Genomic DNA, 19,007 nt, shown 5'->3' on the forward strand with positions numbered 1-19,007 from the left:
AACCGGGTATATGGCGGCGGTCCAGACGGCCCTTCCCTGGTCCGCATATCGCGGGGCATTCTCGACAACACGACGCTTTCAAACAAGCGTCAAAACAGTCGCGCAAGAAGCACATGACGTGGATACGTTACTCGCTCTGCCGCTTGCGGAACACCCACCATTTCAGTCCCTTATAGAAAAGCACCATTGCAGTCAGCGATGCCGCGCCCTTCAGAAACCAAGTAAGCATCTCCAGAGGACTTCGAGCGCCGTGCTCTCTTTCCCTTTCCGCTGGGACCTCTTCTTTTTCTGCTGGGAGCTCCTTTTCCGCTGAGACCTCTCCTTTTTCAGCTGAGACCTCGCTCACCTGAACAACGGATCCAGCGCGAGGATGATCAGCCACATCCTTGATAAGGTGAGCCGGTGGGAACTGGACTTCTGCAACGGGCGTTCGGCTACTCCCGAGTTCATCAGATTGGGCCGGAATACAGGCCGATTGAAGGCCGATCGTAAGACCCAGAATGGGCACCCAAAACCGCAAGACTCTCCCCGCCTGTCTCATTCAGCGTTTGCCTCTGCCATTATCGAGTACAGGATAGTCGGCGAACCGTGCTCTATCCGGTCTCATACCACCACCATTTTGGCCGGCCGTCCGGGCCGGATTATGCCGACTCATACTCAGTCCGGCTCTCGCTGTCGATGTTGGCGGCAGCAACTTACAAGATCGAAGGGGCGGATTTTTCGAAAGAATCTCTCGGGCCGCACGGAATGCGCCTCGACGCCAACCGTAAAAGTAAAGGGAGGGCCTGAGAAACCCTCCCTTGATCGTGTGGGGCCGGATGGATTTCGATGAAAAGAAATCCGCTTCCGATCTTCGTGACGGTTGCAACTGCTCGACACATCCGCGGAAACCTGAAGAGAACGCATGACGCGGCGGGATCATAGCCCGCTTTCCGGCGAACCTGGTCAGGTGGTTAACTTAACGTTAACGGCACAATTGCGTGGGGTCGCTGACGCAAAAGCCGCCTCCGGCATGGACGCTGCAACACCGCTCCTGCACAACAGCAAACGGCTGAGGTGCCTTGAAATAGGACAGATTTGTCCGGTTGGACCTCGGTCAGGACGGTTGCATCATGAAACACCCATCGAACCGCACATTCTTCGCCTACTGGGATGAGAAACGTGACGGCGAGCGTGCTCCGGACCGCCGCGTCATTGAACCGAGTGCAGTTCGCCAGCTGCTCGGGGACATCTTCGTGCTCTCCTACGAGCCGGAGCGCGGTTATCCGTTCCGCGTTGCCGGAACCCGGATCTGCGCCCTGCTCGACCGCGACCTTAAGGGGGAGAATTTTTCAACACTGTTCGCGGCCGCAAGCCGCGCCCAAATTACCGACATGCTCGGCATCGTGTCCGACGAACTATTGGTCGCGGTCGCTGGTTTGACTGCCACCGAGCGGAACGGATCGCTCGCACACTTCGAACTGCTGCTGCTCCCCTTCAACAATCGCACCCATACCCCAACCAGCCTGACCGGGTTGCTAGCGCCGATGCAGCCCAGCCGGCAGCCCGTGATGGACTTCACGCTCACTTCGTGGCGCTATCTGAATCATCCGCCGCAACGTTTCGTCCCACGCGCACTGAAAAAGCTCGAGATCGCGCGCGGCTTCATGGTCTACGAAGGATTGCGCTAGAGCCTTTCAGCCAGAATGAAGCAAGGGCACCACGTTCTTGGTATTACGAGTCTTTCTCCGAACGAAGCGTTTCGTCCGAGCAGCGCTGAAATCTGGCTGATTTCTTTGTGAGTATTAAACCGCATCATATTGAAAAATATGATATTATAGACGTTTTCCGGGTCATGCCCAATGGCTGGTCCAGGACTTCCCACGCATCGCTCTCCACACGGCACAAAGCCGTTGCACCCACGTGATGTTGCGAGCGTTGGGGATCGCCTTGTCTTAAGGTATGATTGTCCCGAGATGGACAAATCGACACAATCCGTAAAAACTCCGCGGTAACCGACCGTCCCTAATATTCTCGCGTGTCACACACTCCAACCATTCTTGTCCTCGATTCCGGCCTCGGCGGCCTCACCGTGCTGCGGGAGATCGTCGGCGTCCTCCCCGCTGCACGATATGTCTATGTCGCCGACGACGCCTTCTTCCCCTATGGCCGCCTCAGCGAAGACGAAATCATCGCCCGCGTGGTGCCGCTGGTCGGAGAGTTGATCGGCACCCACGCCCCAGACATCGTGGTGATCGCGTGCAACACGATGTCCGTCTCGGTTCTGGGGCCCTTGCGCGCCGCCTATTCGGTGCCGTTCGTGGGCACGGTTCCGGCAATCAAACCGGCTTGCGCCGCGTCGAAAACCAAGCGCGTCTCGGTGCTCGGCACCCGGGCGACCGTGCAGCGCGAATACACTCAGGCGCTGATCCGGAATCACGCGCAAGCCTGCACCGTAACGCTTGTTGGCGCGGCGCGCCTGGCTTCGTTGGCGGAGGACGCCTTGAGCGGCAACCCCGTCAGCGACGCCGACATCCTGAGCGAAATCACACCGTGTTTCGTTACGGCGAGCAATGGCGGAGACCTGCGCACCGATGTCGTCGTGCTCGCCTGCACGCACTACCCGCTGTTGCTCGATCGGCTGCTCAGGCTCGCACCATGGCCGGTGTCATGGATCGATCCGGCGCCCGCGATCGCCCGCCGCGTCGCCGACCTGCTGAAATCACTCGCGCCGAGCGCCACCGGCGGCCGCGAATTCCCGCCCGAAATGATCTTCACCTCGGGCCGCTCCAACGCGCTGACGGGCGCGCTCGCGCCGTTCTTCGGCGGCCGCGTCCCAGCCCGACCCGCATCTCATCAGCCGATGCCAGAACCGGCGACAAACCGTTGAAGATTCATGATTTTACACAGGATCAGGCCGCTAATCTTCGGCGCAAAGTGATATAGCGGCGATCAGCTCCCCGCAGCGTTCGCGTTTGGCGTTCTTCCGATCGAAAATGACTCCGCCATGGTTTGACAGGAAAGCGGTTTGTCCCTAGAAAACGCCTGCGCGCGGGCCTGTTTTGGCCCGCGTTGCGTTTCGCGACCCGTGGTCCTGCCCGTCAAGCTTATGGGCCGGACCTGTCGGCGGCGGATTTGTCATGATCCCGAAAAGCGGTCTTCCGGTTTTTCATCATGTCCAGATCATCCGCACAGGAGGGCGCGTTTCCTCGATCCACAGACTTTAATTTTGACAAGAGGACGCGATGACTAAGCGCAATGAGGCGAAGTACAAGATCGATCGCCGTATGGGGCAGAATATCTGGGGCCGCCCGAAGAGCCCCGTCAACAAACGCGAATACGGCCCCGGCCAGCACGGCCAGCGTCGCAAGGGCAAGCTCTCCGATTTCGGAACCCAGCTTCGCGCCAAGCAGAAGCTCAAGGGCTATTACGGCAACATTTCCGAACGTCAGTTCTACGCGATCTATGTCGAAGCGACCCGCATGAAAGGCGATTCGGGCGAGAACCTGATCGGCCTGCTCGAGCGCCGCCTCGACACCGTGGTCTATCGTGCGAAGTTCGTGCAGACCATGTTCGCCGCGCGCCAGTTCATCAACCACGGCCACGTCAAGGTGAACGGCCGCAGAGTCAATATTCCGAGCTACAAGCTGAAGGTCGGCGATACCATCGAGGTGAAGGACGCATCCAAACAGCTCGCGCTGGTGCTGGAAGCCAACCAGCTCGCCGAACGCGATGTGCCCGATTTCATCGACGCCGATCACAACAAGCAAAGCGCGAAATTCATCCGCATTCCGCAACTCGCGGACGTGCCTTTCGCGGTGCAGATGGAACCCCATCTGATCGTCGAGTTCTATTCGCGCTAACCCCACCGCCTCGATTTAAAAAAGCCCCGGATCGCTCCGGGGCTTTTTTTGTCCAAGGTCGAAGTGATTAGTTGTCGGGTTCGCTTTTGATGACCTCACCACTCTTGGGATCGACACTCAAATCATAACGCACGCCCTTGAGATCGGCTTCCAACTCCCAATGGCCATCATCGGCCTCAACCTTACTGAAATTTGTGTATCCCAGGGCGGTTAGCTTCTCGATGACCTGATCGGACTTCATCCAGTCTGCGCCCGGCTGGTCTGCATGGGCCGGGCTGGTAGCTGCCGCCAAAACAAGCATCATCGGCGCTAGGGCGATAAAACGCGTTCTCATTCTTGTCTCCGTGCAAGGTACATGGCTGAGCCAAGAACTGCCCTTGGTCGGGAAGGTTCCTCATAGAAGCTTTTCCGCGCCGTCCCACGCTAACGCCCCGCGGATGCAACCATTAGACTGGTCACGGCGACGTGGCTGGAAAGCGTGCCTTATCCGCACGGACTCTGAGGATTCCTGGCGCCTGCGTGCGCGGCAGTCGCGATGCCAACCGTTTGCGGTCACGCGACCCTACGAGTCGCGCCGTCAATACCGCCGCGACCGGAGATTCTTTGAGCTGCGTTGACGGATGCATCAACGCCCAGCGTGGTGATGTCCGCGACGATGAGATCCAGTCGTGCTGAACCGACGGCGCGTGAGGCCGCCGTCAGGCCGACGCCGGTGTGTTCAGCGTGATGCCTTTGTCGCCGAGCAGTTTCTGCAACTCGCCAGCTTGGAACATCTCACGGACAATATCGCAGCCGCCGACGAATTCGCCTTTGACGTACAGCTGCGGGATCGTCGGCCAGTTCGAGTACGTCTTGATGCCGTCGCGCAGTTCGGGATTTTCGAGCACGTTCAGGCCCTTATAGCCCACGCCAATGTGGTCGAGAATCTGAACCACCTGCCCCGAAAAACCACACTGGGGGAATTGCGGCGTGCCCTTCATGAACAGCACAACGTCGCTCGACTTCAGTTCGCTTTCAATAGTGTCCTTAATGCTCATCCATCACATCCTTTAGCCGCAAGTTACCGGCACCGCGAACAGCCCGTCGCAGCTCGCTGCTATATATAGTCCGAAACTGTTGTGTAACAAATAAATTGCCGGGAGCATCAACCTATCGCGCAGGGCGTTCTGGGTTGTGAATGATGCCCTGAAACAGACCGTCAAGACCGCGCTTTTAGGCCCGGTCGGAGCCTCGGATATCGTTCCCGGCAATACCCTCAATAAGACCTGCGAACGGATTGTTCCACGGAACCCAATGTCCGGAGCAACGTTCTTTCCCAAACCGGAGATTTCCGTGACGAACCCTGCGTCTGCCGCAGCCGCAATGGCCGCCCCGAACCCGTCGCTATTTTCCGGTTCACGGACATTGGCCGGCCGCCTGACGGATGCATTTCTCGCCGTCCGGAGCGAAACGGAGCGGCGTGCAGAACCGCTGACGCCGGAAGACCAGATGGTGCAATCAATGCCGGACGCCAGTCCGACGAAATGGCACCGTGCCCATACGACCTGGTTCTGGGAACAGTTCCTGCTCGGGGAGCACAGTCCCGGCTACATTCCATTTCATCCGGATTACGCCTTCCTATTCAATTCGTATTACGTCGGCGTGGGTCCGCGTCATGCCCGCGCCCAGCGCGGCCATCTGACGCGTCCCGGCGCGGAAGAAATCACCGCCTATCGCCGGCACGTCGACGCCGCGGTCGTCAAATTCTTTCACGATACCAGCGACAAAATGCTGGCCGGACTGATTCCGCTGATCGAAGCCGGCCTTAACCACGAACAGCAGCATCAGGAGCTGATGCTGACGGATATCCTGCACGCATTTGCCCAGAATCCGATGGCGCCGGCTTACGACACGTTATGGACATCCCCTGCTCCACACGCCGGCAGCGGATGGACAAGACTGATTGAGGGCATCCACACCATCGGACATCAGGGCGATAACTTTCATTTCGACAACGAGAAGCCCGCGCACCGCGTTTTGGTCGGCCCGGTAAAGCTCGCGCGCGGTCTCGTCACCAATGCCGATTGGCTCGCTTTCATGGACGACGGCGGCTATCGCACCGCCAGCTTGTGGTTGATGGACGGCTTCGCTGCGGCGACCGGCGAGGCTTGGGAAGCCCCGGGCTACTGGCGGAAGACGGCCGATGGTTGGCAGGTCATGACGCTTGGCGGCTTGCGGCCGATCGATGCCAATGCGCCGGTCTGCCACGTCAGTTATTACGAGGCCGATGCCTTCGCGCGCTGGAGCGGCAAGCATTTGCCAACCGAGATGGAATGGGAAGTCGCGGCCCGAGCTGAACAGCTCGACGATGCGTTCGGCATGGTCTGGCAATGGACGCGAAGCGCATACTCGCCCTATCCCGGATATCGCGCCAGCCAAGACGTGCTCGGAGAATACAACGGCAAGTTCATGGTCAACCAGCTCGTTCTCCGCGGCTCATCGCTGGCGACGCCGGAGCGGCACAGCCGCGTCAGCTACCGGAACTTCTTTTATCCGCACCATCGTTGGCAATTCACCGGTCTGCGCCTGGCGGACTACGGCGCTTGATCGCTGCCAACTCAAATGCGTTGCATTGCGCAGGGAGAATGCCATGAATCTGCATGCTGCCGCTTTGGCCGGGGCGCCTGGATCCAACGAAAGCACGCGGGAATTCGCGAGTGATGCGATCACAGGATTGTCGCACCATCCGAAACAACTCCCGCCAAAGTATTTTTACGATGCAGTAGGCTCCGAACTATTCGAACAGATCACGCGGCTTCCCGAATATTATCCTACACGCACAGAGCTCGGTATTCTGCGTGATCGGTCCGCCGAAATTGCTTCGATCATTCCCACACATGCGGCGCTGGTGGAGTTCGGGGCCGGCGCTCCCACCAAAGCGCGGCTGCTGCTGGCCGCGTGTGAATTTGCCGCCTATGTGCCGGTGGACATTTCGGGTGACTTTCTCAACGCACAGGCTCGCGGCTTGCGAAAAGACTTTCCACATCTGAAAATCTATCCGGTGACGGCCGATTTTACCGCGCCATTCATTCTACCCGATCAAGTCGCGGCCATGCCGAAAGTCGGATTCTTCCCCGGCTCGACCCTTGGCAACTTCGAGCCTCACGAAGCCTGCCGCTTCCTGCGGGGGGCTCGCAATATCCTGGGTGAGGGCGCGTACATGCTGATCGGCGTCGATCTCGAGAAGAACGAACGGACGCTGTACGATGCCTATAACGATGCCGCCGGCGTTACCGCGCGCTTCAACCTGAACATCCTGGCGCGCGTCAATCGCGAACTCGGCGGCAATTTCGACCTGTCCGCCTTCGCCCATCGCGCGATTTACAATCGGGATCGACACCGGATCGAGATGTATCTCGTGAGCAAAAAGCCGCAGACAGCCCGCTTGCATGGCCGCAGCTTCTTCTTTCGCACCGGCGAAAGTATCCACACCGAAAGCAGCTACAAGTATAGCACCGACCGTTTCAACGCCTTGGCGAAGGGCTCTGGTTGGACGCCGATAGCGGCGTGGACCGACCCGGAGCGAATGTTTTCGGTTCACGCGCTGATTAGCTGAGGCGGGACTACTCCGGCACGCCGGTCTGCAAAGCCAATGCGTGCAGCACGCCACCCATCTGGCCCTTTAGCGATTGATAGACGATCTGATGCTGCTGCACGCGAGACTTGCCGCGGAACGACTCCGATATCACGGTCGCCGAGTAATGGTTGCCGTCACCGGCAAGGTCCTGGATCGTCACCTGGGCGTCCGGAATCGCCTTTTTGATCATCGATTCGATTTCCCGCGCTTCCATCGGCATCAAAGTGCCTCCTAAATCCGGCTCGTGGGGTGGTTCAAACGTTCGCTTTATTTTCCTGAGGGTTCAGTCAAGCGAATTTCTGAACCAAAACACACTAGAATCATAGAGTTACTAGTGTCCCTTTGATTCCGAAATTCGCATCAAAGGTTGCCGCGGAGACATGCGAACTTCGGAATCGGGACACTAGCCCGGATCATGCACCGGAATCGCCGTGACGTCTGCTCAACTTAACGCGGTCGCCCGATCCCCGTCACAACGATCAGTCCTATATTTGCCAACCGCAAGAAAGTGGCCGGAAGATACCCGGCCCCGATCACCCGGTCATGATGACGCCGAACCCAGGCCGCATCGGGCCGTCCGCCAGCGATTGGATCAAGTCAAGAGCCGGAAGCGTGCGGCGTCGGAGGAGATGGAATAGCTCGTTCACGCAGATGGGAACCGCGAGGTTTGATGTAGGTCAAGGGCGCGAAGCTCTCGCGCGCGAGGCTTCGGAGAGAACCCGCGGTTCGGCGCGATGCGCAGGCGTCCGCGGCTTTCCTCTCTCGAAGAAGGAGTACGCAAATGTTGCGTCAATTTCTCATCGCTTCGGCAGCCGTAGCCATGCTGCTGGTTACGACCTTCCCCAATGACGCATTCGCCCGTCGTGGCGGCGGTATGCACGCCGGAGGTTTCCACGGCGGCGGCATGCACCGCGGCGGTGCCGTGCATCGCGGCGGCGCGGTTGCAGGTCGGGGATACCGGGGCGGCGCGGTTGCTGTGCGCGGCGGGCACTACGGCTATCGTGGATACGGCTATCGCGGCTACGGTGTCGGTGCCGCGGCAGTGGGCGCGGCGGCGGTCGGCGCAGCTGCGACGGGAGCCTACTACCGCAGCGGCTGCGGCTACAACGCCTACGGCAGCTGGGTTTGCCCGAATTATGGGTACTGAGCGGCGCGATGCCCCTGGCTTGAGATGTTCGACAACGATGGTGAAGTCATCGGGATGATGGCTCGTGCGCCAACCGGAAGCTATGGTTAGAGACCCACCATCGTTGCGATCGTACGCTGCATTGTGTCCTCAGCATAGAACTGCCGTACGCCCGCTTCAGCAGCCGTTGGCACATTCGCACTGAGTGCGTTGGCACATTCGCACTGAGTGGCGTCGGCACATTCGCACTGAGTTGGGTGACGAGGGCCGCGCTGCACTAAATTTCCGGCACAGGCGTGTCCTCTAGCCGAACGTCAGCTTTTCGTCGCCATGTAGTCCGGCAGCCAGCTTTCAAAGCCGTGCTGCAAGGACTTGATGTGGACGGCGCGCTCGCCGGCAATCGCGATCTCGTGACCGCCGGTCAGCCCGATCTGAATGCAAGGCACCTCCACCGCCTTGAGCTTGGTGAAAACGCTCAAGAGGTCCTGCTCGTGAACGGTCACGATATAGCGCGCCTGATCTTCGCCGAACCACCAGGCGTGCGGCACGATCGCGGCCGCCGCCGCGTCGAGTGCAGCGCCGATGCCACTCGCCATCGCCATTTCCGCCAGCGCGACGAGAAGTCCGCCATCGGAAACGTCATGAACGGCCGTTGCCGTTCCCGCGTGAATCATGCCGCGCACAACATCGCCATTGCGCTTTTCCGCGGCGAGGTCGACCGGCGGCGGCGCTCCCTCCTCGCGTCCACAGATATCGCGCAAGTAAACCGACTGACCGAGCCAGCCTTGTGTATCACCGATCAGCAGGATCGGATGTCCCTCCGCCTTGAAGGCAAGCGAGGCTGACTTCGTGAAGTCATCAAGCAAACCGACGCCGCCTATCGAGGGCGTCGGTAGAATGCCACGGCCGTTTGTCTCGTTGTAGAGCGAGACGTTGCCGGACACGACGGGAAAGTCGAGCATACGGCAGGCATCGGCGATGCCCTTCAGGCAGCCGACGAACTGGCCCATATTCTCAGGCCGTTCCGGATTGCCAAAGTTGAGGTTGTCGGTGATCGCCAGCGGCCGACCGCCGACCGCTGTGATGTTGCGCCAGGCTTCCGCGACCGCCTGCTTGCCGCCTTCGAATGGATCGGCCTCGCAATAGCGCGGGGTCACATCGACAGTAAGCGCAAGCCCCTTCGGTCCTTCCTCGACGCGCACCACCGCCGCATCGCCACCGGGCCGCTGCACGGTGTTACCACCGATGACATGATCGTACTGCTCCCACACCCAGCGCTTCGAACACAGCTCCGGCGAGGCAATCAGTTTTTCCAGCGCATCGACGACGGGCAAAGGCGGTGCAACGTCGCGCGCCTGAATGACGGGCAACTGCGGCGACGGCACATGCGGCCGGTTGTACAGCGGCGCTTCCGACTCAAGCTCCTTGATCGGCAGGTCGGCCATCACATCGCCGCCGTGCTTGACGACGAAGCGCTTGCTTGGCGTGGTGGAGCCGACGATAGCGAAGTCGAGTCCCCACTTTCTGAAGATTGCCTCCGCCTGCTTTTCCTTCTCGGGCTTCAGAACCATGAGCATGCGCTCTTGCGATTCCGAGAGCATCATCTCGTAGGCGCTCATGCCCTGCTCGCGCGTCGGCACGCTATCGAGATCGAGATCGACGCCGAGATCGCCCTTGGCTCCCATTTCCACGGCCGAACACGTCAGCCCCGCCGCTCCCATGTCCTGGATCGCGATGACGCACCCGGCATCCATGATTTCGAGACAGGCTTCCAGCAGCAGCTTTTCGGCGAAGGGATCGCCGACCTGAACGGTCGGACGCTTCTCCTCGCTGTCGTCGTCGAATTCGGCCGACGCCATGGTGGCGCCGTGGATGCCGTCGCGGCCGGTCTTGGAACCGAGATAAACAATCGGCATGTTCACGCCCGACGCCGCCGCATAGAAGATCTTGTCGGCATCGGCGAGCCCGACCGCCATGGCGTTGACGAGGATGTTGCCGTCATAGCGGGTGTGGAAGCGCACCTGTCCGCCGACCGTCGGTACCCCGAACGAGTTGCCATAGCCGCCAACACCGGCAACGACGCCCGATACCAGATGCCGCGTCTTGGGATGCGACGGATCGCCGAAGCTCAGCGCGTTGAGGCAGGCAATGGGTCGCGCGCCCATGGTGAAGACGTCGCGCAAGATACCGCCGACGCCGGTGGTCGCACCTTGATAAGGCTCGATGTAGCTCGGATGGTTGTGGCTCTCCATCTTGAACACCACCGCCTGCCCGTCGCCGATGTCGATGACGCCGGCGTTCTCGCCCGGCCCCTGGATCACCCACGGCGCTTTCGTCGGCAGTCCGCGCAGATGGATGCGCGAGGATTTGTACGAGCAGTGCTCGTTCCACATCGCCGAAAAGATGCCGAGCTCGGTGAAGGTCGGCGTTCGGCCGATCAGTTTCAAAATGCGCTCGTATTCATCCGGCTTGAGGCCGTGCGAAGCGACAAGCTCGGGAGTGATCTGGGGTTCGTTGTTGATCATGGGTCCTGACGCGATTTACCTCCTTAATAAGGAGATCGGGTGCGCGGGAAAAGGTCTTTTACCGGCCGATTCCACGCTTTCCATGGGTTGCGTGGAGCCGAGGCCGGAATGCCGTCTTGCTAACCTGCATTATTACGCTACGAGCCGTACCGGCAGTTGCGTCAGCCCCCGTATGCCGAGGCGCTTGTGCCACTCGATACTCCTCGCCTGCGCAGCCAGATGCATGTCTGGAAAGCGCGCGAGAATGCGTTCGAACGCGATGGCCGCCTCCGCCCGAGCAAGTTGGAAGCCAAGGCAAAAATGTACGCCCGTGCCGAATGAAAGGTGTGGGTTCGGGTGCCGCGTGATGTCGAAACGATGAGGGTGCTCGAATCTGGCAGGGTCGCAATTCGCGGCCGCGACGAATCCGGCAATCATGTCGCCGCGACGGAATTGCCGGCCCTGCCAAGCGAGTTCGCGAGTCACGAAGCGCGGTTTTGTCATCTGGACCGGCGATACGTAGCGCAGGCACTCTTCTACGCAAGTCGGCATCAGGCCCGCATCACGGCGGATCTGATTGAGTTGATCCTCGTGGGACAACAAGGCGAAGAGCCCGCCTGAAATCAAATGGGTCGTGGTTTCCTGTCCGGCGCCGAACAGCAGAAAAATCATTGATACCAGTTCGTCCTCGCTGAGGGTCTGGCCAGCGATTTCGGCATCGCGAAGCTCTGCGATCAGTCCGCCGGACAGCGCGCCACCTCCCGATCTCGAACTACGGCGCAGGTAGCGGACAACTCTGATCACGCCGGGAATGGCGCGGATGACCGCGCCAATACTGGCGGTGTTCTTTAACCCGCCCAGCCAGCTCTTGAATCGATCGTGATCTTGATCCGGAAGGCCGAGCATCGCGCAAATGACCGAGAGCGGCAGGTCCCGGCAAAACTCGGACATGAGGTCGACCTCTGTCCTCCCCTTCAATCTGTCGAGAATGCGATCAGCGATCTCGGAAATCATCGGCCTCATCGCCTCTATCGTGCGCCGCGCGAACGCTTGGTCGACGAGGCTGCGCAGGCGGCGGTGTTCAGGATCGTCCTGACCGAGCATGTTTTGTGCGAGAAGGCCGATCGTCTTTGGAAGGAACCTCAGTATTCGCAGTTGTGTTCTGCTCCCCGCATTGGCGGGATCGCGCGCGAAGTTCACATGATCCTTCAACAGCGCGGCGCAGGCATCGTGCGTGACGGCCAGATATGTGTAGCCGATGATCGGCAACCTAATACGAACAATCGGACCTTCGGCTCGCATTCGGTCAAGCGTCGGAAAAGGATTCGCGTGAAATTCAGGCGAAAGAACATCGAAATCACGCGCCTTGATCATGACTTCATCGTCCTCTCCAGAGCAGACGGACGTTGTTCGTCGGCAGAAGCCCCAGACACTCACATAGCCACCGGGAGAGCGGATCAGCGCTCAAGCCGATGTCTGTACGATCCATTCTGAATATGCCTAGCTGACGGCACCGCAATCATCAAACACATGGCTCTCTCAGGAGAGACACAAGGGGCGGCATGTCAGCGGACTGCATCCACGATGCTACGCCGCCCGCCCCAGATGCGCGACGAGTCCGGCGAACAGGCCGCGCCCGTCGGTGCAGCCCATAATGTCTTCGACGTGATTTTCCGGATGCGGCATCATGCCGAGAACGTTGCCGCGCTCGTTGATGATGCCGGCGATCGACTGCGCTGCGCCGTTGATATTATGCGTATCGCCGACCTCGCCTGACGGCGAGCAATAACGATAGAGAACGCGACCCTCACCCTCGAGGCGGCGAATGGTGTCCTCGTCGGCGGCGTAGTTGCCCTCGCCATGGGCGACGGGGACGCGGATCACCTGCCCCGCATTGTAGCCGCGCGTGAACGGCGTGTCCGAGCGTTCGACTCGAACATGCACGTCATGGCAGATGAACTTCAGCCGCGCGTTGCGCATCAGGATTCCCGGCAAAAGCTCGGACTCGCACAGAATCTGAAAACCGTTGCAAACCCCGAGCACAAGACCGCCATCTGACGCGAAGGCGCGCACTGCGTTCATGACCGGCGAGCGCGCAGCGATGGCGCCGCAGCGAAGATAGTCGCCGTAGGAAAAACCGCCCGGCGCCACGACGAGATCGGTGCCCTCGGGAAGAGAGGTTTCCGCGTGCCACACCATCGCGGGCTCGCGCCCGGATACGAGCCGCAACGCGCGCGCCATGTCGCGCTCGCGATTGATGCCGGGAAAGACGAGGACGGCGGATTTCATGTCGTGCGTCGCCTAGCCCAGAACCTCGACGCGATAGTTCTCGATGACGGTGTTCGCCAGCAGCTTGTCGGCGGCAGCCTTGAGCGCGGCTTCCGCCTTCGTCTTGTCGCCGGCGAGTTCGATGTCAAACACCTTGCCCTGACGCACGCTGGCGATCCCCTCGATGCCCAGCGATTTCAGCGCGCCCTCGATGGCCTTGCCCTGCGGATCGAGAACGCCGGTTTTCAACGTGACGGTGACGCGTGCCTTCATATCCAGCTTCTATCTTTGTCCGTCTTCAGGAGGCAGCGAAAACTATCCCTTCACCAGCACCGGACCGGCACCGACCGGCCGGTCGTTCTCCATCAGAATGCCGAGCCGTTTCGCAACTTCGGTGTAGGCCTCCAGGAGCCCGCCAAGGTCGCGACGGAAGCGGTCCTTGTCGAGCTTCTCGTTCGACTTGATGTCCCATAGCCGGCACGAGTCGGGGGATATTTCATCGGCGACGACGATTCGCATCATCTCATTTTCGAACAACCGGCCGCATTCCATCTTGAAATCGACCAGCCGGATGCCGATGCCGAGAAACAGCCCGGTGAGGAAATCGTTGACGCGGATCGCCAGCGCCATGATGTCGTCGATCTCCTGCGGCGTCGCCCAGCCGAACGCCGTGACGTGCTCCTCCGACACCATGGGGTCGTTGAGCTGGTCGTTCTTGTAATAGAACTCGATGATGGAGCGCGGCAGCTGGGTGCCTTCCTCGATGCCGAGCCGCTGCGACAGCGAACCCGCCGCAACGTTGCGGATCACGACTTCCAGCGGCACGATCTCGACCTCGCGGATCAATTGTTCGCGCATGTTGAGACGGCGGATGAAATGCGTCGGCACCCCGATGTCGTTGAGGTGCTGGAACAGGTACTCCGAAATCCGGTTGTTGAGGACGCCCTTGCCCTCGATCACCTGATGCTTCTTGGCATTGAACGCAGTCGCGTCGTCCTTGAAGTGTTGAATCAGGGTACCCGGCTCCGGTCCTTCGTAAAGCACCTTGGCCTTGCCTTCGTAAATGCGACGCCGACGGCTCATTGGGATGTACCGTGTGTTGTTGAAATCCATGAATCTGGTGTGCTCCGAGCGCTTGATGTGACCGTGGCGGAGCTGCCGCGAAAGCCAGGACTCCTGAACAAGAACAGGAAACAGAACAAGAACCCCAGCTTGTCCGCAACGTAGCCGATTGAGTCACCCCGCACAATCAATGCAGGCCGTCAGAGGCGAAGTTTTACCCGCTGCCTGCGACCTTGCGCCTGTTGTTCCCGGATAGGCCCTTTCCTATCTAGTATGTAACTTAGGAACTCCAACCGGTCGCGGCAACGCGGCCGGCCGGCAGTTTTGGCAACAACGGAAACCGGACCCAGGCCATGAACTCATTCGAAAAGCGTCAAGAGGGTTTTGAGAAGAAGTTCGCGCTCGACGAGGAACACAAATTCAAGGCCTTTGCCCGCCGAAACAAATTGTTGGGCCTGTGGGTCGCGGAGAAGCTCGGAATCACCGGCGACGCCGCCAGCGCGTATGCCAAGGAGGTCGTCACCGCCGACTTCGAACAGCCGGGTGACGACGACGTGCTTCAGAAAGTGATGCGCGACTTGACCGCCAAGGGCGTCGCACTCACAGAACAGCAGGTCCGCGCGCAAATGGATATGCTATTGGCGGACGCCGTAGCTCAGGTGAAGGCGGGGACGTAAACTTCTCCCGCCTCCCTCATTTTTGAGTCAACACAACTCGCCCGCGCCGGTTTTGCGCCGGGCGCGGATCACACAGGGGCGATTCCCGACGCGTCGCCCCTGCTTTTCTTCGTGATGACCACGCCGGTCGAGCGGAGCCGTTCTCTCACGCCTTCTCGAGCTGGTGCTCCACATTACCCCCGGTGGCATTCCCGGCAGGGGCGGCATACTTGAACGGCAGGAATTTGCCGCACATGCCGATCTTGACGCGATCGCCCTTCGGACTGGCAACGCGCGAGAGCTCCAGGTCGAAGTCGATCGCCGACATGATGCCGTCGCCAAACTGTTCCTCGATCAGCACTTTCAGCGCCGGACCGTTGATCATCACCAGTTCGTACAGACGGTAGATCAAGGGATCAGTCGGCGGCATCGTCACACCAGCGCCGCGCACAGGCACCTCGCCGAGCATCGCGATTTCCGCCTTGGAAAGGCCGAACAGCTTTCCGGCGATCGCCGCCTGCGGCTTGGACAGCCTCATGTGGCCGAGCAGCGAGCTGACGATCAAGATCTCGGAATAACCGCCGATCTCGCCTGCGATGTATGACCAGCTCCATTCCTTCTCGCGCTTGATATCGAGAATCTTTTCCGTGAGGTCGGATCGTTTCATCATCATCTCCCGTCTGACTGAAAGGGCCTGGGACAATCCATTGCAATGCCCGTGCCACGAACGAGTAGACGGGTCCGGACAGCGTTTAATGTGAGAAATCGGTGCGGACGGCGAGCGATTGATCGGAATTTGCGCAACGAATGCCGCTTATGCAGGCACCCGCGATGGAGCCGTAGTTCCACGCGGCGGAACGCTACCCCTCATCCTCTTGCTCGCGCGGCGATATAGGATTATATTCCGCGTCATGATCCTGCCCCGCACGCCGCCCGCCCTCACCCGCCTTCGCGTGAAGCCAGACGAACCGGCCGAGGGACCGCCCAATGGACCGAAGCCGATCCCGCGGAGTCACAGGCCACCCGGCGCGCGGCGGGCATGGGACGATTTGACAGTCAAGACGGTCCGTCACCTGTTCGAGCAGACGACTCTGAGCTACGCCGAAATCCGGGAGAGGACCGGCGTCTGTGAACCCACCATTTCGCATTGGAAGCGCAGCTATGGCTGGACGCGTCCGCCATTAGCGCCACGCTCGAGTTGCGATGTGCCGCTCTGGCGCGCCGGGCCGAGGCAGAAGCTGAGCACACTAACGGTGCGGCTGCTTGCGGTTGCCGAGCGCATGGTCCGCGAGCTTGAGGACAACCCGGACACCGATCTCGACACACTGATGCGAGCGTTCCAGGTCGTGAAGATGGAAAAGCTGGCGGCGCAGGGTAACAGGCGCCGCTGGGCTTTCCTTGGCCCGTCACGCACGGGACAGCAGACCCTCGAGCAGGATCAGGCGGTCCGCGCCGCGCTTAAGGAAATGCGCCGCGGCGGCGTCGACATCGACCGCGCCCCGCAGGAGGCATTGGATTTGGTGATCGATGCGAATTTGCCGATAGAGAAGGATCACCCGGCGTTGAGGCCGAGGGGCGCGAGAAGGAGGTAGGAACAACGCCGCTTTGCTCAAAGACTCTTCGAAGGCCAGGACACGAGGTCTCTGGTGAATCAAGAAGAGCGGCCGAACATTAAGTTCTAATCATGCGGGTTTTCATCCTGACGCTTCCACGCGGCCAAGAATTCACGAACCGCTGCCCCAGCTTCGTCTTGTGTATTCTTGCCAGCAGTTTCTTCAACGCGAGCTCGAAACGCTGCTTTGTCGAGTATTTTGTCGATCGAATCCACGCCCGCGCGGGTGTTGCGCTTGGCGACCCTGTCCCCGAGGCCCGCCATGCCGAGGCCTTGGCTCCATGAGTGCGATGTGAAGGCCTTAGCAAAAACCGCGATCATTGCGTCGCCTTTCATGCGAGAAGCGGTCCAAGCTCTCACTTCTGCTCCTTCATCATCAGCGAGATCACGCCACATAAATAACAGATACGCCAGACGTCTCGATCTGACGAGTTCGTCGGATTGGCTCGCGGCACGAAGACGTGAGAGTGCCGTTTGCCGAAGAGATTTGGCATCTGTTTCAGTCGTAAGGCACTTTTCTTCCGGCTCGGCGTTTTTCCCTTCCCGAGGGTGGTAGTCACCGTAAGCAGATTGGGAAAAATCTAAAAGCCAACTCAATGCGGCCTTCCGAGCGGCTTCGATAAAAATTTTGGAACGCGAGCCTAAATCGAAGCGATCAAGCGTCAACCGACGTAACAACCAATGGATGCGAAGCTGGTTATTGCCGATATCGAAGGCGCCCGCCTTGTCTGATTCGACATCGAGTTCATCACCAAGTTCAAAGACTGCCGACAGGAGGGGCTCGACATCCTTATCTAGTATCTTTTCCGCATGAAAGTTAAGCTCATCGAGAATGAGCATAGCCTTGGTTTTCCCATTTTTTCGGGTGATGGCGAGCGCTTCACGAAGTTTCTGCTTTACAAACTCCCCATCTGATGCGCGCGCGATCAGCGCTTCGATTTCTTCGCGTGGTAATACGTTGTCGCCAATTGAAAACCGAAAGTAGGATTCGAAATGCTCCTCGGAACAAACTAGACGTTCTCGCGTCCATTTACTGACTGAATCCTCTCCGTAGCTGAGGTTATTCCAGACAGATTCCAGACGCGGAAACAAACGCATCAACACCCGCCGCATCCGTTCATGTTCCTTGACATCAACCGAGCCAAGAAACAGCGCGTCCGTCTCTGCTTTGAGATCGCGACCAGATCGCCCATATTTGTCACCTGCGCCACAAAGACTTTCCTTGTTGTCGCGAACCGCCCGGTAAACTCCGGGTCGGAAAAGCCGAAGCGCTTCTACGGCGACAAAGTCGGCACGATCTACTTCGCCACCAACTCCGGGCCATGTGACAGAGAGAGCATTTGTAAGGCGTATTAAGTCGCGGGGCGTGCGAATTTCCGCAGCAATCACGTCATAAAAGACGTTCATAAACCGCACTAAGAAATCCTCGGCAGGCGAACCACAAATAGCATCGATATTGCGAAGCAATTCGTGGTTCAGATCGGTTTGATGCGGCTGCGGAACGTCGAATCCTGCCTGAATGATTTTTTCTAGATAATGCGGACCTTCGGACGGGTAGCGCTCGGATACAATCGCTTCGGCCAAATGGCGATCAAACACGAGCAAATAAATAACGTTGGGCAAACGACCAAATTGATTTCACAAGGCGAAAGATCAACAGCGCTTCATCCGGCGATAGCCTGTCAATATCATCAATCACGATGAGAAAGCGCTTTTTCTGCTCTTTGAGAACCTTGGTCAGATCCGCGTGAAGTTTCTCGACGGTATCTTCAGTATGAATCATATCTGCAAGCCACGACATGGTACCCGCGGCAACTGATCCAACGCCTCCGGCACCGGCTAGGTCGGCACCAGCACTGACTATAGAACCCGCACGTAAAAGCCGCGCGCCGATTTTTGGCAACACTTTCTTGAATTGGTCGCCAAGTGAGGGGCCTAGGCCGGCATAGAATTCCCGAAAAAATGCAAGTGCCAACGCCTCTTCACCGCGAAACCACCAACAAGCAAAATTGACGATGGCGATTTCGTCCCGCTCAAGAGCGTCCCTTAAGTGATACTGGATCAGATTGACTGCGCTGCTTTTTCCGGAGCCCCATGGCCCATTCAAAGCGACTACGGTCCCCTCGGGAGCGCTAATCTTACAAATACTAGCCGCGAGCGTTTTAGCGAAAGGATCGATCCCGAATCTGTCATCGGACGGTTGAGTGATGGGCTGATCGTTATGCGTCCATTCGGATTCTTCCATCGGTTCACCAATCTCCGGGCGCAGCCGCACTGCCGCAGCGATCAAAACGACTCGTGTTGACGATGCGAACCTTATA

General features: G+C 59.2%; 20 protein-coding genes. 8 read left to right on the forward strand and 12 right to left on the reverse strand.

Annotated elements, in window-relative coordinates; translation table 11 throughout:
* Window positions 1–127 precede the first annotated feature (127 nt).
* Window positions 128–520, reverse strand: coding sequence for a hypothetical protein (locus tag AC1RT6_RS05495; protein ID WP_244553450.1), 393 nt, complete (start codon window positions 518–520; stop codon window positions 128–130).
* A 592-nt stretch (window positions 521–1,112) separates the two neighbouring features.
* Here AC1RT6_RS05495 and AC1RT6_RS05500 point away from each other — a divergent pair.
* The 3 genes from AC1RT6_RS05500 to rpsD all read left to right on the forward strand — a co-directional run bounded on the left by AC1RT6_RS05500 (window position 1,113) and on the right by rpsD (window position 3,842).
* Window positions 1,113–1,670: a PAS domain-containing protein gene (locus tag AC1RT6_RS05500; RefSeq protein WP_079446454.1), complete on the forward strand. Its 558-nt coding sequence runs from the start codon at window positions 1,113–1,115 to the stop codon at window positions 1,668–1,670.
* A 347-nt stretch (window positions 1,671–2,017) separates the two neighbouring features.
* A complete protein-coding gene (gene murI, locus AC1RT6_RS05505; protein WP_079446453.1) occupies window positions 2,018–2,869 on the forward strand; it encodes a glutamate racemase in 852 nt (283 codons plus the stop codon).
* Window positions 2,870–3,224: 355 nt separating this feature from the next.
* Window positions 3,225–3,842 (forward strand): 30S ribosomal protein S4, encoded by a 618-nt coding sequence (rpsD, locus tag AC1RT6_RS05510; RefSeq protein WP_079446452.1) that lies wholly within the window; start codon window positions 3,225–3,227, stop codon window positions 3,840–3,842.
* A gap of 67 nt (window positions 3,843–3,909) precedes the next feature.
* Here the strand turns inward: rpsD and AC1RT6_RS05515 are convergent, their stop codons facing one another.
* Both AC1RT6_RS05515 and grxD read right to left on the reverse strand, forming a co-directional pair.
* On the reverse strand, window positions 3,910–4,176 hold the full coding sequence (locus tag AC1RT6_RS05515) for a PepSY domain-containing protein (RefSeq protein ID WP_079446451.1): 267 nt from the start codon (window positions 4,174–4,176) through the stop codon (window positions 3,910–3,912).
* A gap of 364 nt (window positions 4,177–4,540) precedes the next feature.
* Window positions 4,541–4,879, reverse strand: coding sequence for a Grx4 family monothiol glutaredoxin (gene grxD, locus AC1RT6_RS05520; protein ID WP_079446450.1), 339 nt, complete (start codon window positions 4,877–4,879; stop codon window positions 4,541–4,543).
* A 295-nt stretch (window positions 4,880–5,174) separates the two neighbouring features.
* On the opposite strand from grxD, the gene egtB reads away from it, so the two are divergent.
* Complete coding sequence (gene egtB, locus AC1RT6_RS05525) at window positions 5,175–6,428, forward strand: ergothioneine biosynthesis protein EgtB (protein WP_420799274.1); 1,254 nt, start codon at window positions 5,175–5,177, stop codon at window positions 6,426–6,428.
* Between the two features lie 43 nt (window positions 6,429–6,471).
* Window positions 6,472–7,437, forward strand: a complete 966-nt coding sequence (gene egtD / locus AC1RT6_RS05530; protein WP_079446449.1) for an L-histidine N(alpha)-methyltransferase — start codon at window positions 6,472–6,474, stop codon at window positions 7,435–7,437.
* 7 nt (window positions 7,438–7,444) lie between these two features.
* On the opposite strand, the gene AC1RT6_RS05535 is transcribed toward egtD, so the two are convergent.
* Window positions 7,445–7,678 (reverse strand): BolA family protein, encoded by a 234-nt coding sequence (locus AC1RT6_RS05535; protein WP_079446448.1) that lies wholly within the window; start codon window positions 7,676–7,678, stop codon window positions 7,445–7,447.
* 561 nt (window positions 7,679–8,239) lie between these two features.
* Between AC1RT6_RS05535 and AC1RT6_RS05540 the strand changes: the two genes are divergently transcribed.
* Window positions 8,240–8,605 (forward strand): hypothetical protein, encoded by a 366-nt coding sequence (locus AC1RT6_RS05540; RefSeq protein WP_079446447.1) that lies wholly within the window; start codon window positions 8,240–8,242, stop codon window positions 8,603–8,605.
* A gap of 293 nt (window positions 8,606–8,898) precedes the next feature.
* On the opposite strand, the gene purL is transcribed toward AC1RT6_RS05540, so the two are convergent.
* The 5 genes from purL to purC all read right to left on the reverse strand — a co-directional run bounded on the left by purL (window position 8,899) and on the right by purC (window position 14,439).
* The gene (gene purL / locus AC1RT6_RS05545; protein WP_472789451.1) at window positions 8,899–11,109 is read right to left on the reverse strand and encodes a phosphoribosylformylglycinamidine synthase subunit PurL; all 2,211 of its coding nucleotides are present in this window, start codon (window positions 11,107–11,109) and stop codon (window positions 8,899–8,901) included.
* Between the two features lie 132 nt (window positions 11,110–11,241).
* A complete protein-coding gene (locus AC1RT6_RS05550) occupies window positions 11,242–12,462 on the reverse strand; it encodes a cytochrome P450 family protein (protein WP_079446445.1) in 1,221 nt (406 codons plus the stop codon).
* Between the two features lie 213 nt (window positions 12,463–12,675).
* Entirely contained in the window at window positions 12,676–13,377 is a 702-nt protein-coding gene (gene purQ / locus AC1RT6_RS05555; protein ID WP_079446444.1) for a phosphoribosylformylglycinamidine synthase subunit PurQ, read from the reverse strand.
* A 12-nt stretch (window positions 13,378–13,389) separates the two neighbouring features.
* A complete protein-coding gene (purS, locus tag AC1RT6_RS05560) occupies window positions 13,390–13,629 on the reverse strand; it encodes a phosphoribosylformylglycinamidine synthase subunit PurS (protein ID WP_079446443.1) in 240 nt (79 codons plus the stop codon).
* Between the two features lie 42 nt (window positions 13,630–13,671).
* Window positions 13,672–14,439, reverse strand: a complete 768-nt coding sequence (gene purC / locus AC1RT6_RS05565; RefSeq protein ID WP_173815946.1) for a phosphoribosylaminoimidazolesuccinocarboxamide synthase — start codon at window positions 14,437–14,439, stop codon at window positions 13,672–13,674.
* 332 nt (window positions 14,440–14,771) lie between these two features.
* Here purC and AC1RT6_RS05570 point away from each other — a divergent pair, with 332 nt between their 5' ends.
* Window positions 14,772–15,095, forward strand: a complete 324-nt coding sequence (locus tag AC1RT6_RS05570) for a DUF1476 domain-containing protein (protein ID WP_079446441.1) — start codon at window positions 14,772–14,774, stop codon at window positions 15,093–15,095.
* A gap of 145 nt (window positions 15,096–15,240) precedes the next feature.
* Here AC1RT6_RS05570 and cynS read toward each other — a convergent pair whose 3' ends face one another.
* Complete coding sequence (gene cynS, locus AC1RT6_RS05575) at window positions 15,241–15,741, reverse strand: cyanase (protein ID WP_079446474.1); 501 nt, start codon at window positions 15,739–15,741, stop codon at window positions 15,241–15,243.
* 244 nt (window positions 15,742–15,985) lie between these two features.
* On the opposite strand from cynS, the gene AC1RT6_RS05580 reads away from it, so the two are divergent.
* Entirely contained in the window at window positions 15,986–16,666 is a 681-nt protein-coding gene (locus tag AC1RT6_RS05580; RefSeq protein WP_472789445.1) for a hypothetical protein, read from the forward strand.
* A gap of 86 nt (window positions 16,667–16,752) precedes the next feature.
* Here AC1RT6_RS05580 and AC1RT6_RS05585 read toward each other — a convergent pair whose 3' ends face one another.
* Together AC1RT6_RS05585 and AC1RT6_RS05590 are read right to left on the reverse strand one after the other, a co-directional pair.
* Window positions 16,753–18,309 (reverse strand): P-loop NTPase fold protein, encoded by a 1,557-nt coding sequence (locus AC1RT6_RS05585; protein ID WP_472789443.1) that lies wholly within the window; start codon window positions 18,307–18,309, stop codon window positions 16,753–16,755.
* Entirely contained in the window at window positions 18,278–18,931 is a 654-nt protein-coding gene (locus AC1RT6_RS05590) for a KAP family P-loop NTPase fold protein (protein WP_493029237.1), read from the reverse strand. Before AC1RT6_RS05590 ends, AC1RT6_RS05585 begins: the two co-directional genes overlap by 32 nt.
* Between the last annotated feature and the right edge of the window lie 76 nt (window positions 18,932–19,007).

It is taken from the genome of Nitrobacter sp. MLSD-S21, from assembly GCF_058809865.1.

Coding starts and splice junctions, on each gene's coding strand:
- AC1RT6_RS05500 (WP_079446454.1), top strand. CDS start 1,113: ATGAAACACCCATCGAACCGCACATTCTTCGCCTACTGGGATGAGAAA.
- rpsD (WP_079446452.1), top strand. CDS start 3,225: ATGACTAAGCGCAATGAGGCGAAGTACAAGATCGATCGCCGTATGGGG.
- AC1RT6_RS05515 (WP_079446451.1), bottom strand. CDS start 4,176: ATGAGAACGCGTTTTATCGCCCTAGCGCCGATGATGCTTGTTTTGGCG.
- grxD (WP_079446450.1), bottom strand. CDS start 4,879: ATGAGCATTAAGGACACTATTGAAAGCGAACTGAAGTCGAGCGACGTT.
- egtD (WP_079446449.1), top strand. CDS start 6,472: ATGAATCTGCATGCTGCCGCTTTGGCCGGGGCGCCTGGATCCAACGAA.
- AC1RT6_RS05535 (WP_079446448.1), bottom strand. CDS start 7,678: ATGCCGATGGAAGCGCGGGAAATCGAATCGATGATCAAAAAGGCGATT.
- AC1RT6_RS05540 (WP_079446447.1), top strand. CDS start 8,240: ATGTTGCGTCAATTTCTCATCGCTTCGGCAGCCGTAGCCATGCTGCTG.
- purL (WP_472789451.1), bottom strand. CDS start 11,109: ATGATCAACAACGAACCCCAGATCACTCCCGAGCTTGTCGCTTCGCAC.
- AC1RT6_RS05550 (WP_079446445.1), bottom strand. CDS start 12,462: ATGATCAAGGCGCGTGATTTCGATGTTCTTTCGCCTGAATTTCACGCG.
- purQ (WP_079446444.1), bottom strand. CDS start 13,377: ATGAAATCCGCCGTCCTCGTCTTTCCCGGCATCAATCGCGAGCGCGAC.
- purS (WP_079446443.1), bottom strand. CDS start 13,629: ATGAAGGCACGCGTCACCGTCACGTTGAAAACCGGCGTTCTCGATCCG.
- purC (WP_173815946.1), bottom strand. CDS start 14,439: ATGAGCCGTCGGCGTCGCATTTACGAAGGCAAGGCCAAGGTGCTTTAC.
- AC1RT6_RS05570 (WP_079446441.1), top strand. CDS start 14,772: ATGAACTCATTCGAAAAGCGTCAAGAGGGTTTTGAGAAGAAGTTCGCG.
- cynS (WP_079446474.1), bottom strand. CDS start 15,741: ATGAAACGATCCGACCTCACGGAAAAGATTCTCGATATCAAGCGCGAG.
- AC1RT6_RS05580 (WP_472789445.1), top strand. CDS start 15,986: ATGATCCTGCCCCGCACGCCGCCCGCCCTCACCCGCCTTCGCGTGAAG.
- AC1RT6_RS05590 (WP_493029237.1), bottom strand. CDS start 18,931: ATGGAAGAATCCGAATGGACGCATAACGATCAGCCCATCACTCAACCG.